Genomic DNA, 17,023 nt, shown 5'->3' on the forward strand with positions numbered 1-17,023 from the left:
TAGGTTGCACCAGACCCAAGTCAAAAATAAGCCTTGTCATCTGTTCGCGGTGCCTTCCTATCTCAATAGATTCTCGATAGATAATGGCACTATAACAGGCTGTTTGGCGCCACAAAACTAATACGCTATTTCCAGAACCCCGCTCTAATGGACGTTTCGGCAGGTGATAGTAACGCGTATGATGACTTCTGTGCAATAAGCGTTCTCGAGCAGACGTACAGGGATATTGAGCGCGTCGCCATCGTCGACGGTGAAGTCGTGCATGAGCGAGTACTCGAGCCGGATTCGTGCGAGAAAGTGAGTAAGCATCTCCCTCAAACTTATGATTGATAGATTACATCAACTCGCGAATGCACCTAGTCTCGAGCGAGCGACCCAACGCTCCTCATTATTCGTTTTCGCTGCCGTCGTTGGGTTCGATTACCTGTCCGATTTCGTCCCGTATCGGTTATCTCCATGAGCCCGACAACTGTTCTCTGGCTCACACCCGATAAATCGGCGGATATCAGTGTCGGACGTCGACGTATCGCTTCCCATCTCGGGGATAGCAGTATTGACGTAACGATCCGTGGTACTACGCCGAAGACGGTACTCCAGTCGCTTCGTGACGCCGGTCAGTATGACGTCGTCATAGGAACGACACGAGCTGGCGCCATTGCCGGTACAGCGATCAAACTCGCAATCGGAACCCCGTTGGTCGTCGATCATGTCGATCCAATCCGACAGTTCGAGGAGAACAATCCGCACTGGCTCGCCGAAGTCGTCCGCCAACTCGAGAACGTAGCTTTCCGAATCGCCGATCGCATCCTCTACGTCTATGATGAGGAAGCTCCCCGCGTCGAACGGTTCGGCACCGCAACGAAGACAGCTCTCGGCGTCGACTTCGATCGATTCGCGAATCCCGACCCTGAAATCGTCGAGCGAGCTAAATCGTCACTCGAGAAGGAGGGGGTAACGGAGAACATTGCAATTTACGTCGGCGGACTCGAGCCGATCTACCATATCCGCGAACTGCTCGCTGCGACAACGTGGCTTGACGAGAGTTGGACGCTGCTCGTTCTTGGTACTGGATCGCTCTCGGAGCAAGTCGAACGAGCAGCAGCCGTTCACGATAACATCGTCTACCCGGGTACAGTGCCTCACGAAGATATTCCGGGCTACCTCCACACTGCCGATGTCGGCGTTTGTCTTGTCGACGACCCTCACACATTGAAAATTCTTGAGTACGGTGCGGCTGGACTACCGACGGTACAAGTAAATGGGCGCGCAGAAACGCGGTTCGACGGTCTCGTCGAATTTTGTGAACCAGTGCCGAACAGTATCGCTAGCGCTATCGAACGAGCTACAATGCCCGATTCCACAACGGTGTCATCACAATCGATGGCAATTAAACTCCAGTCGTTCGCACGCGAGTTCGACTGGGCTGAAATCGCCGAGACGTATAAGAATACTATCACAAACGTGAAATAACCCGATGGTGGAGTCGTCGACATGGAGGACGTAGTTCTCGTCACCGTCGACTCGTTGCGCGCAGACCACGTCGGGTGGCACGGCTACGAGCGAGAGACGACGCCGAATCTAGACGCCCTCGCTGATCACAGTCATACCTGTACGAACGCGTTCGCACACGCCTGCAGCACGCGGCCGTCTTTCCCGTCGATCCTCACGTCGTCATATGCCCTCATGTACGGCGGATATGAACGAATCTCGTCCGATCGAACGCTTATTTCGGAAGTCTTCGACAACGCCGACTACCAGACGGCCGGGTTCCACTCGAACCTGTATCTCAGCGCTGACTTCGACTACGACCGCGGATTCGACGAGTTCTACGACTCGAAGACGGATCCGTCAGCGACCGCGCGGCTCCGACAGTTCGTCAAGGACCAACTCGACTCGGATGGACTCCTCTACCAGACGCTCGCTCGAGCATTCGAGACCGCCGAGGAGACCGCTGGCGTGAACATCGGCTCGGCGTACGTCGACGCCGACGAGATTACCGACCACGCACTAAAGTGGGTCCGATCGGTCGAAAATGACGGGCCGCGGTTCCTGTGGGTCCACTACATGGACGTGCACCATCCGTACGTGCCGCCGGAACGCCACCAGCGCGCCTTCCGCGACGATCCGATCGGCGAGCGGCGGGCTATCCAGCTCCGACGGAAGATGATCGAGTCGCCCGAGGAGGTCACCGAGTCTGAGCTCGAGGATATCATCGATCTCTACGACGCGGAGATTCGCTTTACCGACGAGCAGATCGGTCGGCTGATCAATTCCGTTCGTGATGCTTGGGGCGGCGCCACTACGCTCATCACGGCCGACCATGGCGAAGAGTTTCTCGATCACGGACAGTTCAGTCACTACGCGACCTTCTACGACGAAGTCCTCCACGTCCCGCTGCTGTACGACGATGGCTCCGGCGACGGCGGAGAATACGACGACCTCGTCGGGCTTCTCGACGTGGCGCCGACGCTCGTCGAGAGCGCGGGCCTCGAGCAGCCGTCGAACTTCTATGGGGAGCGCTTGCAATCCCTATTCGAGGGTGACGATTGGTCTCGAGAGCACGTCATCGGTGACTGGGAGAACACGAACACAGGTGAGCGACGCTTCTCGTACCGCGATGGGGAGTGGAAGTACATCCGAACGGGGGACGGCGAAGAACTGTACGATCTGACGGCCGATCCCGACGAACGAGAAAGCGTCGTTGACGACGAACCGGAAGCCCTCGAGCACGCGCGAAGCGTCATCGACGACCACCGTCAGGAGATCGCCGCGACCGAGACCGATATCGGCGACGTCCACATGGACGAAACCGTCAAAGAGCGACTGCGAGACCTCGGCTACCAGGAATAACATAACGATGTCTACCCGAACGCCGCTCGTGAGCGTCATCGTCCCGACGTACAACCGGCCCGACCGATTGGTGCGATCACTCGAGAGCATCGCCGAACAGACCTACGACGAACTCGAGATCGTCGTCGTCGACGACTGCTCGGAAACGCCAGCGGCGGAGGCCATCGAGCCGCTGCGCGACGAGTTTCCGTACGAACTCGTCGTCATTAGACACGACGAGAACCAGGGCGCGAATGCGGCCCGGAACACGGGAATCCGCGAGGCGTCGGGCGAGTTCCTCGCTTTCCTCGACGACGACGACGAGTGGGCGCCGTCGAAGGTGCAGCAGCAAGTTGCGACATTTCGACGTGCACCCGACGATGTCGGACTCGTCTACACGGCGCTTCGACTCGTCGACGACGACGGCAAGGTACTCCGCACGACGGATGCGTCCGTCAGCGGTGACGTGACGCAGACGCTTCTCTGTCGGAACGCCATCGGATCCTTCTCTTGCGTGATGGTCCGGGCCGCCGCCGTCGACGAAGCTGGCCTTCTCGACGAGGAGTTCCCGAGCTGGCAGGACTTGGACTGGTATATCCGGCTCTCGGAGGAGTGGCGCGTCGAAGCAATCCCCGAACCGCTGGTCACGAATCACACCGGGGGTCATGATCGGATCACCGACGACCTCGAATCGCTGGTGCAGGAGACGTACCCGCGATTCCTCTGGAAACACCGGCCTCGAGCGGCCTCATATGGACGATTGTTTGAGCGCAAGATGCGGGCGTGGGCCGCGTTCCGCGTCGGCGCGTGGTACGCGCTGCCGGTCGGGCGATACGAGATAGCGCGACGATTCGTTCGGCGGGCGATTGCGCTGTACCCGCTCGAGCCGCAGTTTTACCTCTACGCCGCGCTTGCAGCAGGTGGCGAGCCGGCGAACTCGGCCTTCGAGGCGGTGAAGCGGTCGCTTCTGTACTGACACGCATCGCTGGCGCGATAGCGATTCGACTGTGACTGCGGCTCCCAGGACGGTAGAAACGTCTGCATAACAGTAGCCCCGGAAATACACAGCTAATCAAGAGCATGACTATGCGCCGTGGTCGGCTAAACCGTGGGCGGTGGTATCCCGCTCGTATGCGCGATCGAGATACTGGTCCCTGCACCGTCGCGGTCCGTCGCGTCCTCGAGAGGTGGTGTCCGTGACCGACGATAACGACCGATCGGCCGACGAGAACTCCGTCGCAGACGGCGGCTATCTCGAGCGAGAAGAGCCGAGAGCAGAGACCACAGCATCCCCGTACTCGACGGATGATCCAGTACTCGCTCGGATCGGCGACACGCCGCTCGTGGACTACCCTGAACCGGCCGACGGTGGCGACATCCTCCTCAAACTGGAAGCCGACAACCCGACCAGCTCGATGAAGGACCGCGTCGCGCTCGGGATGATCCGCGAACTCGAGGCGGAAGGGCGACTCGAGGAGGACGACGTCGTGGTGGAAGCGTCTTCGGGGAACACCGCCGGCGCCGTCGCGCTGGTGACGAACCGACTCGACTATGATAGTGTGCTGACGGTCCCCGAGGGAACGAGCGGACAGAAGATCGGCTACGTTCGGGCGTTCGGCAGCGAGATCGTCGAGTGTCCGAACGTCGAGGCCGGCGACGAACGTCACTACCGCTCGACGGCGGAGCGGATCGCCTCGGAACGCGGCGGGGTGTGGCTCGACCAGTACTCGACGCAACTGAATCCAACCGTCCACTACGAGTGGACCGGCCCCGAACTGTGGCGACAGGTGGCGGGCGATCTGACCCACGTCGTCTGTCCGATGGGGACCGGGGGAACCCTCTCTGGAATTGCAAAGTACGTGAAAGAACAGACCGCAGACATCGACATCGTCGGTGTCGACGCCGAGCAGTCGAACATTTCTGCGGCGTTCTACGACAGCGATCCTGGACCGTACGACACCGCCGTCGAAGGACTTGGGAAGGAGCGCGAACTGCCGACCATGTGGTTCGACTACATCGACGATGTACGCAGCGTCGCTGACCAGCGGGCGTTCGAGGAGGCGCGGCGAGCCGCCGCCGAACATGGCGTTCTCGTCGGCGGTTCCTCGGGCGCAGCGATTACCGTCGCTCGAGAGATCGCCGACAATCGGTCGGACGCGCGTATCGCCGTGATCGGTTGCGACGGCGGCGAGCAGTACTTCGATACCGTCTTCGACGAGGAGGCGATGGACGCGGACACGTCACGCGATGTTTCCTCCGCGTCGGACCCCGACTAACCTCGAGCGAGTGCTACAGTTCGAATCCGCTGCACCAGACGATAACCGCCGTCGGTGTTTTTCTCGTTCGACGGGGTACGACGGACCGAGGCTAGTATGGTCGGGATCTGCGGCGTTTTGGGCGACCGGCAGCACGACATCGAGTCGCTCGCCGAGACGATCGAGTGGGGCGACGACGAGGAACCGGCAACTTACCGGGACGATACCGCGCAGGTTCAGCTGTCCGTTCACCGGGAAACCGACGCGGAGCAACCCGCAACAGCCCGATTGGGAGGCCGTGAGCGACTATGCTGGATCTGGGGAGATGTCATCGGCGCCGAGGATTCGACGGGATACGCGCCCAGGCGGGATCGGTCGACCTGCGATGCAGAATACTGCGCGGACTTACTCGAGGAACAGGGTCTGTCGTTCATCGACGGACTCAATAGCGAGTTCGCGGGGCTGGTGATAGATCGCGACCGCACCGAGGCGACGCTGTTTACCGACCGGCTCGGCGCCCGGCCGATTTACTTCACGGAAGCGCTCGAGGGCCGCGTCCTGTTTTCGACGCACCTGAACACGATCGTAGCGCACCCCGAGTTTCGACCGACCGTCGACGATGAACTCATGTCGGAGTTCCTCAAGTTCGAGCGTGCCTTCGGGATCTACACGCCGTTCGAGGACGTCTACCAGCTTCATCCGGGTTCGAAACTCACCGTCGACCTCGAGAACGGAGAAACGTCGCTCAACCGATACTGGCAGCCCCGCTATCGGCCGACGGACAAACCGTACGACGTGTTCGTCGAGGAGTTTTCCTCGATCATGCAACGGTGCGTCGAGGAACGCCGCCGCCCGGAAGACGACGAGGGGGTCTTCATCAGCGGTGGCAGTGACTCACGACTACTCCTATCGCTGTTCGAGGACTGCGACGTGACGGGATACCATCTGAACGACGCGATGAACGACGAGGCCGAGACTGCCCGCGAAGTCTGCGAGACGCTTGGCGTCGAGTTCAGATTCCTTCGGCGCGACTCGGAGTATCTAACGGACGTACTGGAGCGGGTTGGCGAATTCCAGATATTCTCGTCGTTCTTCGATCAGGCCCACTTCGCGGGCTTCGAAGACGAACTCACTGACGAGATCGATGCTGTCTTTTCCGGCCACACGGCGGATACGGTTCTCGAGGGGTTCTACATGCCGACGCGGGACCTCGACGTCCCCAGACTTGGGTGGACGGTTCCGGTCCCGGTTCTCGACCGGATCGCAAGCGTCGAGGAGTACGCCGAGCACATCACTCGGGACTACCAGTACCACCGCGGCCCGTCGGTGAACGCCCAGCCGAAGTGCGTGACCCTCGAGAAGGATCCCGTGGCGGTACTGCGTGAGTACATGTCGGAGTCGGGCGCCGCAATCGACCACCACGGCGTGCGCTATCCGTCGATTGACTCGCTCGTCCACGCCGGCGGTTTCTACCCGATCACGAACAACAAGGCGTATCTCATGTACTACTCCGCGAACCAGATGCTCCCGACGCATTATCCCTACCTCGATAACCGAGTGATCGAGTTCTCGCTGTCCGTTCCGCACCGTCACCACGTCCGCCGAAGCGTTGTCAACCGGGCCGTATCCCGGCGGAGCCGCGACTTGGCGGAGATTCCGAAAGCGGGGATCGGCCTGCCGTTGACCTACCCAAGAACGGTGTACAGCGCCGCACAGCTGTGGCGGAGCTTCAAAAGCAAGCTCGATTCGGACTCCGGATCGAGCGGCGGATCTTGGAGTGATATCGACCACGTCGCTCGAGAAACCGACATCGTCGAGGACCACCTGTTGACGCCCGATAACAAAACGCGGTGCCCGGAGATCGTCGACTGGGAGACGCTCGAGGACCTGTATCGAGCCCACCTCGAGGGCGACAACGAGGCCTTCGAGTTGTTCGGAGCGCTCTCGCTTTGCCACTCGTATCCGGTCGCGAACGATCTCGTACGGGGCGACGATAAATGAGGACTGACTTTTCGTCGACTGGCGCTCGCGGCTCGTCGCGTAACGACTACCGACTGCCATTTGCATCCGTAAAATGCAGTGTCCAGTATAATGGCGGGCTCCGTCGTAGCGACGGCTACATGTGTGCGCTCCACAAGCGAGCGGAAACGCTGCTCTCCTCGCTGTACGCCGGTCCCGTTCGCCGCGTCTCAGAACGGTCTGGACTCCATCCGTTTGTCTTCGGGGTCCACCAGCGAATCCAAACGCTCACGAAGCGTCTCGATCACCGTCTCGCACCGAACCCCTATCCCGTCGAAGTGAACGGCCGAACCGTCCAGTTCGACGTCTCGACGCTCCCCGAGTACAACCGCGTCTCGAGCTTTCTCCAAGAGGAAGCGGTCATTGATGCGATCGTCTCTGAACTCCGGGAAGACGACGTCTACTGGGACGTCGGTGCCAACATCGGTACCCACGCGTTGCTACCGGCGGCGGCACAGCCGGGTGCTCGCGTCATCGCCGTCGAGCCCCACCACCGAAACGTCGCGAAACTGATCCGGAACAAGACGCTCAACGAGTTGGACTCCGTCACGATCCTCCCGATCGCGCTGAGCGACCACACCGGCACGGCGACGCTGCGCGGCGCAGACGATCGGCCCGGCTACGGATCGTTCTCGCTGGGCAACGACTCAGCGGAGACGGTCGCAGACGTTCCCGTGCGGCCGGGCGACGACGTGATCGCGGACGGCGTACCGACACCCTCGGTCGTGAAAATCGACGTTGAAGGCGCCGAACTCGACGTTCTCGATGGGCTGGCCGAGACGCTTTCCGAGAGATCGATACGCACCGTGTTCTGCGAGGTCCACCGCCACGAGGGCGTCGACGAGAGCGAGGTCGTACGGCGACTCGAGAGCTACGGATACGATGTAAGTCGAATCACCGAACGCGGACCCACGGCGTTCCTCAAAGCGGATCGGACAGAATCAAAGGGGTCGATCTCGTTGCTATGATCGAGGCCGAGTTCGGGAATCGACCGGGATCCGAACTCGGAAATCAGTCGGGAGCCGCTCGCCTCGAGACTACAGTATGAAACTCGGCCAGATCTCGTTTGTCACGTTCGCGTCCCAGATTGCGTCGTCCGTGTTCGGCTTCATCGCGACGATATACCTCGCGCGCACCCTCGGACCGGGCGTACTGGGGACGTATTTCCTGGTCGTGGCGGTCGTGGTCTGGCTGAAGGTGATCGCGTTCGGCGGTATCCAGTCGGCGCTGACGAAGCGACTGAGCGAGGGCGACGAACCCGGCGCGTACATCGCCGCTGGAACAGGGCTGTTCCTCGGGATCTACGCGGTGCTGGTCGTCGGCCTATACCTTGCTCGCGATCCGGTCAACGCCTACATTGGCCAGCCCGTCGCGGTACCGATCGCGCTCGTCCTTTTCGCGGCGCTGCTGCTGCTGTTCGTCTCGGCCGCGTTACAGGGCCAACACCGCGTTCACATCTCCGGGGCACTCAGTCCGGTGGACATGCTCTCGCGAAGCGCGCTCCAGATCGGGGCCGCGGTGCTCGGGTTCGGACTGTTCGGGTTGCTCGCCGGCTACGCGGTGGCGAGCGTCATCGCGGGGCTCGTCGGCGCGGTCTTCGTCACCTGGAAGTGGCAGCTCCCAGAGCGGCGCCACCTGTGGAGCGTGTTCGATTACGCCCGCTACTCGTGGCTTGGGCGGCTGAGCTCGCGGACCTTCTCCTCGATGGACACGCTCGTTCTCGGGGTCTTCGTCGCCTCCAACTTCATCGGGGTCTACGAGATCGCTTGGAACCTCGCATCGCTGCTCGCGGTCTTCAGCCTCGCGATCCAGCAGACGGTGTTTCCCGAGATCAGCAGCGTCGCCGAGGACGGCGACCACGAGCGGATCGTTGCGTTGCTCGATGACGCGTTCGCGTACGCCGGCCTCTTCCTCATTCCGGGACTGGTCGGCTGTCTCCTCATCGGCGATTTCGTCCTGCGGGTCTACGGCCCTGAGTTTGACACCGGCCACACTGTGCTCGTGATCCTCGTCGCGGCCCGCCTTGTCTACGCGTACGGCGAGCAGTTCCTCAACGCGCTCAACGGACTCGACAGACCTGACCTCGCCTTCCGGATCAACGGCGTCTTCTTCGTCACCAACGTCGCGCTCAACTTCGCGCTCGTGGCGACTTACGGATGGCAGGGAGCCGCTGTCGCGACGGCGGTTTCCGCACTGGTGACGGTCTCGATTGGCTACAGGGTTCTCTCTCGCTTTATCTCCGTCTCGTTCCCCCTCCGCGAGGTCGCGATGCAGGTGCTTGCGACGGTTCCGATGGCCGTCGTCGTCGGCTCCGGCCGGCTGTACCTCGAGCCGAGCATTCCGGTGACCGTCGGGCTGGTCGGCGTCGGCGCGGGAACGTACTTTGCAGTGTTGTTCCTCGTCTCGGGCCGGTTCCGGACGACCGTCGTTCGCAATCTGCCGGTCGAGTACGGCGGCTCGTAGTCGTCGGCTGCGAACCGACCCCGTGATTCATCGGTCCATCTCTGGTAGAGTGGGGTATGCGCGCTGTCGTTCTCGCCGCCGGCCAAGGCACCCGACTCCGCCCGCTCACTGACGACAAACCGAAGGCGCTCGTCGAAGTCGACGGGACGCCGCTCATCGAAGACGTCTTCGACAACCTGCTCGAGATCGGCGCGACGGAGTTCATCGTCGTCGTCGGCTATCTGAAAGAACAGATCATCGAACGCTACGGAGACGAATACGAGGGCGTACCGATTACCTATGCACACCAGCGCGAACAACTCGGGCTGGCACACGCCATCCTCCAAGCGGAGCCGTTTATCGACGACGATTTCATGCTGATGCTCGGAGACAACGTCTTCCGCGCCAACCTTGGCGACGTGGTCGAGCGACAGCAGGAGGACCGCGCCGATGCCGCGTTCCTCGTCGAGGAAGTCCCCTACGAGGAGGCCTCACGGTATGGCGTCCTCGACACGAACGAGTACGGCGAGATCGTTGAGGTGGTGGAGAAACCGGACGACCCCCCGTCGAATCTCGTCATGACCGGCTTCTACACGTTTTCGCCCGCGATTTTCCACGCCTGTCACCTCGTCCAGCCCAGTGATCGCGGGGAGTACGAACTCCCGGACGCGATCGACCTACTGATCCAGTCCGGCCGGACGATCGACGCTGTCCGCATGGATGGGTGGCGGATCGACGTCGGCTACCCCGACGACCGGGACAAAGCCGAAGGGCGGTTGTCCGCCGAGTCAGAGACGGACGAGGAGTAATTCGGATACGAACGAGGAGTCGCAGAATCGCTACGTCGACGGCCGCGTCTCGTGGCTCTCGTACTCCCAAATGAGATCGAAATACCGCTTCATCCCCGCGACGAACGAACCGTTTTCGGTGATCGCCGCCTGCCGCCGGTGGTTCGGCACGTCGGTCTCCTCGACGAGGAAGATCGCTTTGCCTGAATCGTACTCCATGCTCGGATCGACGAAGGTTCCGCGCCAGGGCAGCCGCTTTTCGCTGAAGCGGTAGTCGATGTCCGGAAAGTCGGCTGCAAGCCGATCGACGATCTCGGCCTGCACCGCGGCCTTCTCCGCCGGTAGATACTGCGGGTCGAGAAAGAGCACCGACACGGAAACGCCGGCCTCGAGCGCGACGGTCACGGCAGGTTCGACATCGTCGAAGTACGCGAAGCTGTTCGTGATGACATAGACGGACTCCTCGGCGTTCCGGTAGAGCTGTCGGGTCTCGGTTTCGCTGGGTTGTCCGACGTCAACCACGTGGAACAGTTCGGATGTCGGCGTCACGTCCTCGTCCGCTCGCTCGTATCGCGGTCCGAACTCTGCTATGAATTCCTCGCGGAGATCTTCGATCTCGGTGCAGTAATCCTCGTACTGTTGGCGGCGATTTTCCTTCGCCCGCTCGAGGATGTCTTCCGGCGATTTCGGCTGGTACTGCTTCGGCCGACCAGGGATCACCTCGATGAAGCCGCGGTCGGCTAGTGAGTCGAGGACGCCGTACACCCGCGCCTGCGGGATATCCGTCGCTTCAGAGATGTCCGGAGCGGTGGTCCGGCCAGCACTTAGCAGGTGCGCGAGCGCCGTCGCCTCGTACTCTTTCAGGTCTAATTCCTGTAATAATTCCGTTGAACCAGTTCGTGAGCCCATTATCGTTAGTTACTCGTGACCATCCGTAAGCATAGTTCTAATCCATCCTTGATTTGCGAACAAGAAAGTTTATTCGAGATACGCCTAATCCCTTGAATATGAAGGTCTCCGTCGTCATCTGCACGTATTCTCCTGATATGTTTGATTCATTTACTGACGCTGTCGGTAGTATTTTCGAGCAAACATACGACGATATCGAACTCGTCCTAATCGTCGATGGAACCCAATCCGTATTCGAGCGGGTTTGTGACGAGTACGGCGATCACTCGAATGTTATTACCCATTGTAATGACGAAAATAGCGGCTTACTAAAGAGCAGAAACCGAGGGGCCGAATTAGCGTCGGGCGATATTATCGCGTTTATGGATGACGATGCCATCGCAGACGAACGATGGATCGAAGAAATCGTTCAGGCGTATGAGGAACGAAACCCGATCGCCGTCGGTGGTCGAATGGAACCGTTATGGGTCGCGGATAAACCGACGATTCTCCCTGAGGAGTTCTACTGGCTCGTCGGTGTGACTCATGAAGGATTCGCCGACGGACCTGGCGAAGTTCGGAATACGTTTGGTTCAAATATCACGTTTCGACGGGAAGTATTTCTCAATCTCGGTGGATTCGATACGGATATCGGCGGCCGCAAGGGAGACAAAAATCTCCAGGGCGGCGAGACAGAACTCTGTGCGAGAATGCGGCAGAGATATGGACAGGGTGTCTGGTACGTTCCAGAGGCGAAGGTTGGTCACAAAGTCTTTGATTACCGGACGGATTTCTACTGGCTGCTGAAGCGAGCATTCTGGCAGGGGTATTCGAAGCGAGCGATGGAGGTCCTCGTGCCGGACTCGAGCGGTGAGGAAGCCGATTTCCTCAGTCAACTGCTGTTCCAATCGGTTCCGCGGAGATTGCAAGCCACAGTGTCCGGGGATACCCGCCGGGAAGCCATACAACTAGTATCACTATTGTTGCTTACTGGGGCCGTCGGACTTGGATACCTCTACGCATTTTCACGGTGGCGATAATTCATGAGTGATAACGTGCCGGACGTTTGCGTCGTCACGCACCCGCTCCGTTCAGCGGGCGAAAATGCGACACGAACACTTCTCGAGATCCTCGATGAGATCACGACTGTCTCACTAATAACCGCCGCTCTTCCTGAGGACTCGACGATTCGTGACCAGCATACTGTTATCGAAGTTTCACAAGAAGGGGCTGGTCAGTCGAATGTCACCGTTGCAGCCTTCCGATTTTTGCGAAATCAGATTCGAATGTGTCGCTCTATTGCCCAACGTGATGAATCAGTTATCCTCTTCTTCGGTGCGACATCGTACGTACTTCCGGTGGTTTTCGCTCGTGCGATCGGAAAAACAGTTATCGTCGAACCACGAGGTGATGTTCCTTTGACGCTCAAATTAAATTGGGAACAGCAATATCCGTCTTCCATCGCGCGGACGCTCGCAGGGCTTGTCTTTGCTTTGGAGTATACTAGCTATAGCATTTCGGATACGATTGTAACTTACACATCCGGAATGGCTCATGAACTCGGTCTTAAACGGTTTGAACATAAATTGTATCCAAACGGTGCACGATACGTTAATACGAATAAGTTCCATCCAATTATTTCATTTAGGGAACGCCCAAATTCAATCGGTTATGTAGGACGACTCGACGAAGAAAAGGGGATCCGGACACTGGCTGAGGTAGCGAAACAACTTCCTGAGGACATCACATTTCGGTTCGTTGGTGATGGACCACTGCGCGATTGGCTTGAAGACGAACTTTCGGCAGAGATTGAACGAGGGAAAGTAATTGTGACTGGTTGGGTTGATCACGATGATGTTCCTCGGGAATTAAATCGAATACGCTTACTTGTGATGCCCTCCCAACCGACTGAGGGGTTGCCGACGACGATCTTGGAAGCGATGGCCTGTGGCACACCAGCATATGCGACCCCGGTATCGGGAGTTCCGGACGTAGCACGGGACGGAGAAACGGGATTTTTGATGTCAGCTATTAACCCAGATTCGATTGCTCAACGAATCGAATCTATCCTTAATCGGCCTGATCTTGAAGCGGTGAGTCACAATGCTCACACATTAATCAAAGATGAATACACGTTTGAAGCGGCAACTGAACGGTATTATACAATCTTGAAATCCGTCTGATGTATCTCAGTAGGTTTCTCTGATCCAATATGAAAGGTCTTAACACCCCTAACACTCATATGGAGTTTGATGACTGTCGTCGTCTTCGGTATAGATGCACTTGATCCTGACCTCGTTGATTCAAACGAACATCCTAATTTGACCTTAGAAGAATATGATAGAATAGACACTATCGAAAGTGCTGCCGGTGAGCCAAGTACACACGAACTCTGGCCAACAATTATCACCGGTCTTGCTCCCGACCAACATGGGCTACAGCTCGACGATGGCGTTGCGTGGGAAAATCCGGCGTTAGATATAGGAAGCTCGATCGCTGACGTCGTTCTACCTGACTCACTCCAAACCAAGATTGGAAGTTGGATTTTGACGAATACTAACGCTGATGCATTCCGGACACCGGCGACATATTACGAGGAAAATGGTCTCTCGACAGTATTTGATTCATACGAATCGAAGGCGATTGGTATCCCGAACTACGTAATTGATCCTGATGAAGAAGATCGGGAACATCAACTGCGACGACGGTTGGGTGATCTCTTCGAGCGCGATCCGGAGGCGACAGGTGGCCATCGGTCGACTGATCCGGAGCAATTTTACGAACTCTGTATGGAAATGTCGATGGTCAGGATAGCCCGCCTTAGGCGGGCACTGCGAAGCCGACAGTACGAGCTCGTCTTCGGGTATACGAGCGGACTAGATTTGATCGGTCACGTCAGTTACGACCAACGGGCACTCCAGCGCCACGCTTACGACGAACTAAACGAGTTTGTTGGAGAGTTGAGTTCAGATCTCCACGCCGGCGATGAACTCCTGCTGATTAGTGATCACGGTCTCCAAGATGGGCTCCACACTGACGAAGCGATGGTAGCGAGCACTGACGAGCAACTCGTGGAACGCATCGACTCCGTTCTGGACGTAAGGGGTGCTATCGAGCAAGAGCTCGATGACGAATCTCATACCGTCAACGGTCGCTCGTTTAGGGGAAGTGACGATCCTTCTCAAACCGACCGCGTACAGAAACAACTAGAGGACCTCGGGTATCTATGAACGAGAACGATAGAACACCGAATATTGTTTGGCTCACTCTCGACAGCGTCAGACAGGATCACACGACAATGGGTGGCTACCATCGGAACACAACACCCAATATTCAGGCAGTTGCAGACGCTGCTGACGGTGTCGCCTTTTCGAATTGTATTGCACACGCTCCTGCGACACGTCCGTCAGGCCCGTCGATCCTGAGTGGAACGTATCCGTCGAGACACGGTACCTACTACGGCGATAAATCCGCTTTCCCAAAGAATCTACCAACTGTTTCTGAACTTCTCTCGAAGGTTGGGTATCGGACTGCCGCGGTGTCCAACAACGGTTTCGTCGGACCAGCGACGGGCGTCGATCGGGGATTTGACGATTTTACACTGCTTGGTTCGTCGCCACTCGAGATCTGGCGTAATGTCGGATCAGTTTCACTCGCAAAGTACCTTCTAAACATTCGCCGTCACTCCGTCGGATTTAGCACGGATTTCCACAGCCATTCCGGTGCGTATCTCGTCAACGAGGTTGCAAAGCGACATATACGTGAGTTTGGAGAAAGCGACAAGCCTGGCTTCCTATATGTTCACTATAACGAGCCTCACCGGGGATACTATCCACCGTTGCCGTATCTAGACACATTCTCGGACGAACTAAATCTGCCGCCGCGAGAAGCAGCGTCGATCTCGATGGATATCCATCATAACCTTCTCGATGTAATTGCGAACGGAATCGATCTTACGGAGGAGGAGATGGCTGCACTGAAAGCCATGTACGACGCAGAAATTGCATATACCGACGACCGAGTTGGGGCCTTACTCGACGTAGTGGAACGTGAACTCGACGATGTTATTATCGTTATCACCTCTGATCACGGTGAACTGTTCGGCGAAGACGACATGCTGGCTCATAAGTACAGTATGCACAATGCTGTACTTGAGGTTCCACTTGTAGTCCGTGGTATTGACGGCTTGTCAGATGACACGCTTGTCCAACACGCTGATATTATCAAGACACTACTCCAGATTGTGGGTGCGGAGACTGGCTCTGTACAAGGAGTAGACTTGCGCGAAAACCACCGAGAGTATGCAATTAGCCAGTACCCAGGTGGTTCGCTCGATCCATTAGTTGAACGGAACCCGGACTTCGATACAAGCCGGTTCCCGACCAAGCCGTATGCAGTAATTCAGGACGGTTCTTACAAGTTCGCTGAATGGCCCGGTAAAGGTAATCTATACGAACTCCCCGATGAAGAGACTAACATTCGTGATACAAAATCGAAACACGCAGCGGAACTAAAATCCGCGCTCTCAGAATGGCTATCTGTAGAGGGAGAACCCGTAACTGCAAATCAAAAAGCAAGAGTGGACGATGAGTTACGTGATCATCTTCGTGATCTCGGTTATCTTGATTCCGAAATATAAATACAAATCACATGGTTAATTTTATGCAGTCAAACGATTTCTCGGTAGATGTCTGTTAGCTGATTAACCGTTTTTTCAACCCGGAATTCTGATGAGTGTGCTAGTGCCGAGTCTGTTAGAGAACCTATGTTATCAATTGCCTCATGGAGGGCATCTGAGAGAGATTCCGTATCTCGCGGCCAAAAGAAAACGGCAGCATCATGAGGTGGATATTCATCCAACCCAGGACTGTCCGTTGTCACAATCGGTGTTCCAGTAGCTAATGCTTCTACTTGTGTATTGGGGCCCATCTCATCAATAGATGGAATTACGAAAAGATCTGCAGACTGGTAGTATTCGGGAAGATTTTCACGTGCCACATACCCTTCGATGGTAACCTGATCAGATATTCCTAAACGCTGAATCAGCTCTCGATCAGGGTTTCCTGTACCGATGATTCGAGCATGAAATTCCCGATCTAACCGAGTCAGAGACCGTAAAAAAACGTCGTACCCTTTATGACTGGATAGGTCACCAACATAAAGAATTTCTGTATCTCCTCCACCTTTGTTTTTGTTTCTTTTCGGAGAAAATATTGGAGATACACCTGGATGGAGAATAGTGATGTTTTCTTTCGATATACCTAATGTAGATAGCATTTCTCGGTGATAGTCACTGAACGATAATATGACATCATAATCGGATATATCGATAAATTGTTTTCGAAGCCAAAATTTTGAAGTTTGTTTGAATCTCGGTATTGAACCAGATATCCAGATATCATCATTACGATTGGGATACCATCCGCCAATATTTGGCCCAATGACGAGTGGAGTTTTCTGGGCCGCCAGTAAAATTGGTGCGAGGAGGAGAGGTTCTGACGCAACAAGATGTATAATGTCTGGTTCCGATCGGTGTAGTTCACGATATATTCGAGGTATGTTAATTATTGATTCAATATTATTCCTCTTTGTAGCCCACAATTCGTTACCGTCACCGAGCACCTCTAAAGGTGATGACGCGAGAGTGTTATCGGGATTTGGACTTATAATTGCATGTACATCAAATTCGAAGTCTGCTAATTCTGTGTCTCGAAGAGTATGAATCCAGTCATGAAAGCGTCCGTAGCGTCCGTCGCACTGACTAGTATAGAACGGAACAACGTAAGAGACCTTCATCACTAC

The 17,023-nt window shown here is 56.9% G+C and carries 14 protein-coding genes; 12 read left to right on the top strand and 2 right to left on the bottom strand.

Annotated features, from left to right (window positions below):
- Nucleotides 1-456: 456 nt before the first annotated feature.
- The 8 genes from ACYQ26_RS09330 (at nt 457) to aglF (ending at nt 10,354) form a co-directional block, all read left to right on the top strand.
- Nucleotides 457-1,470: a glycosyltransferase gene (locus ACYQ26_RS09330; protein WP_459808623.1), complete on the top strand. Its 1,014-nt coding sequence runs from the start codon at nt 457-459 to the stop codon at nt 1,468-1,470.
- 21 nt (nt 1,471-1,491) lie between these two features.
- Nucleotides 1,492-2,850, top strand: a complete 1,359-nt coding sequence (locus ACYQ26_RS09335) for a sulfatase family protein (RefSeq protein WP_459808624.1) — start codon at nt 1,492-1,494, stop codon at nt 2,848-2,850.
- 7 nt (nt 2,851-2,857) lie between these two features.
- Nucleotides 2,858-3,805, top strand: coding sequence for a glycosyltransferase family 2 protein (locus ACYQ26_RS09340; RefSeq protein ID WP_459808625.1), 948 nt, complete (start codon nt 2,858-2,860; stop codon nt 3,803-3,805).
- Nucleotides 3,806-4,025: 220 nt separating this feature from the next.
- Nucleotides 4,026-5,105 carry a PLP-dependent cysteine synthase family protein gene (locus tag ACYQ26_RS09345; RefSeq protein WP_459808626.1) on the top strand — a complete coding sequence of 360 codons (1,080 nt, stop codon included), beginning with the start codon at nt 4,026-4,028 and terminating at the stop codon, nt 5,103-5,105.
- A gap of 96 nt (nt 5,106-5,201) precedes the next feature.
- Nucleotides 5,202-7,085 carry an asparagine synthase-related protein gene (locus tag ACYQ26_RS09350; protein WP_459808627.1) on the top strand — a complete coding sequence of 628 codons (1,884 nt, stop codon included), beginning with the start codon at nt 5,202-5,204 and terminating at the stop codon, nt 7,083-7,085.
- A 119-nt stretch (nt 7,086-7,204) separates the two neighbouring features.
- Nucleotides 7,205-8,071: an FkbM family methyltransferase gene (locus ACYQ26_RS09355; RefSeq protein WP_459808628.1), complete on the top strand. Its 867-nt coding sequence runs from the start codon at nt 7,205-7,207 to the stop codon at nt 8,069-8,071.
- A gap of 76 nt (nt 8,072-8,147) precedes the next feature.
- The gene (locus tag ACYQ26_RS09360; RefSeq protein ID WP_459808629.1) at nt 8,148-9,566 is read left to right on the top strand and encodes an oligosaccharide flippase family protein; all 1,419 of its coding nucleotides are present in this window, start codon (nt 8,148-8,150) and stop codon (nt 9,564-9,566) included.
- A 56-nt stretch (nt 9,567-9,622) separates the two neighbouring features.
- Nucleotides 9,623-10,354: a UTP--glucose-1-phosphate uridylyltransferase AglF gene (aglF, locus tag ACYQ26_RS09365; RefSeq protein ID WP_459808630.1), complete on the top strand. Its 732-nt coding sequence runs from the start codon at nt 9,623-9,625 to the stop codon at nt 10,352-10,354.
- 30 nt (nt 10,355-10,384) lie between these two features.
- Here aglF and ACYQ26_RS09370 read toward each other — a convergent pair whose 3' ends face one another.
- Nucleotides 10,385-11,242 carry a TrmB family transcriptional regulator gene (locus ACYQ26_RS09370; protein ID WP_459808631.1) on the bottom strand — a complete coding sequence of 286 codons (858 nt, stop codon included), beginning with the start codon at nt 11,240-11,242 and terminating at the stop codon, nt 10,385-10,387.
- A 98-nt stretch (nt 11,243-11,340) separates the two neighbouring features.
- Between ACYQ26_RS09370 and aglG the strand changes: the two genes are divergently transcribed.
- From aglG to ACYQ26_RS09390, 4 genes are all read left to right on the top strand, one after another.
- Nucleotides 11,341-12,261 carry a glucosyl-dolichyl phosphate glucuronosyltransferase gene (aglG, locus tag ACYQ26_RS09375; RefSeq protein ID WP_459808632.1) on the top strand — a complete coding sequence of 307 codons (921 nt, stop codon included), beginning with the start codon at nt 11,341-11,343 and terminating at the stop codon, nt 12,259-12,261.
- 3 nt (nt 12,262-12,264) lie between these two features.
- Complete coding sequence (locus tag ACYQ26_RS09380; protein WP_459808633.1) at nt 12,265-13,404, top strand: glycosyltransferase family 4 protein; 1,140 nt, start codon at nt 12,265-12,267, stop codon at nt 13,402-13,404.
- Nucleotides 13,405-13,473: 69 nt separating this feature from the next.
- On the top strand, nt 13,474-14,451 hold the full coding sequence (locus ACYQ26_RS09385; protein ID WP_459808634.1) for an alkaline phosphatase family protein: 978 nt from the start codon (nt 13,474-13,476) through the stop codon (nt 14,449-14,451).
- Nucleotides 14,448-15,860 (top strand): sulfatase family protein, encoded by a 1,413-nt coding sequence (locus tag ACYQ26_RS09390; RefSeq protein ID WP_459808635.1) that lies wholly within the window; start codon nt 14,448-14,450, stop codon nt 15,858-15,860. The genes ACYQ26_RS09385 and ACYQ26_RS09390 overlap by 4 nt, the downstream gene beginning before the upstream one ends.
- Nucleotides 15,861-15,889: 29 nt before the next feature.
- Here ACYQ26_RS09390 and ACYQ26_RS09395 read toward each other — a convergent pair whose 3' ends face one another.
- On the bottom strand, nt 15,890-17,017 hold the full coding sequence (locus ACYQ26_RS09395) for a glycosyltransferase family 4 protein (RefSeq protein WP_459808636.1): 1,128 nt from the start codon (nt 17,015-17,017) through the stop codon (nt 15,890-15,892).
- Between the last annotated feature and the right edge of the window lie 6 nt (nt 17,018-17,023).

The organism is Halopiger thermotolerans, assembly GCF_054654555.1.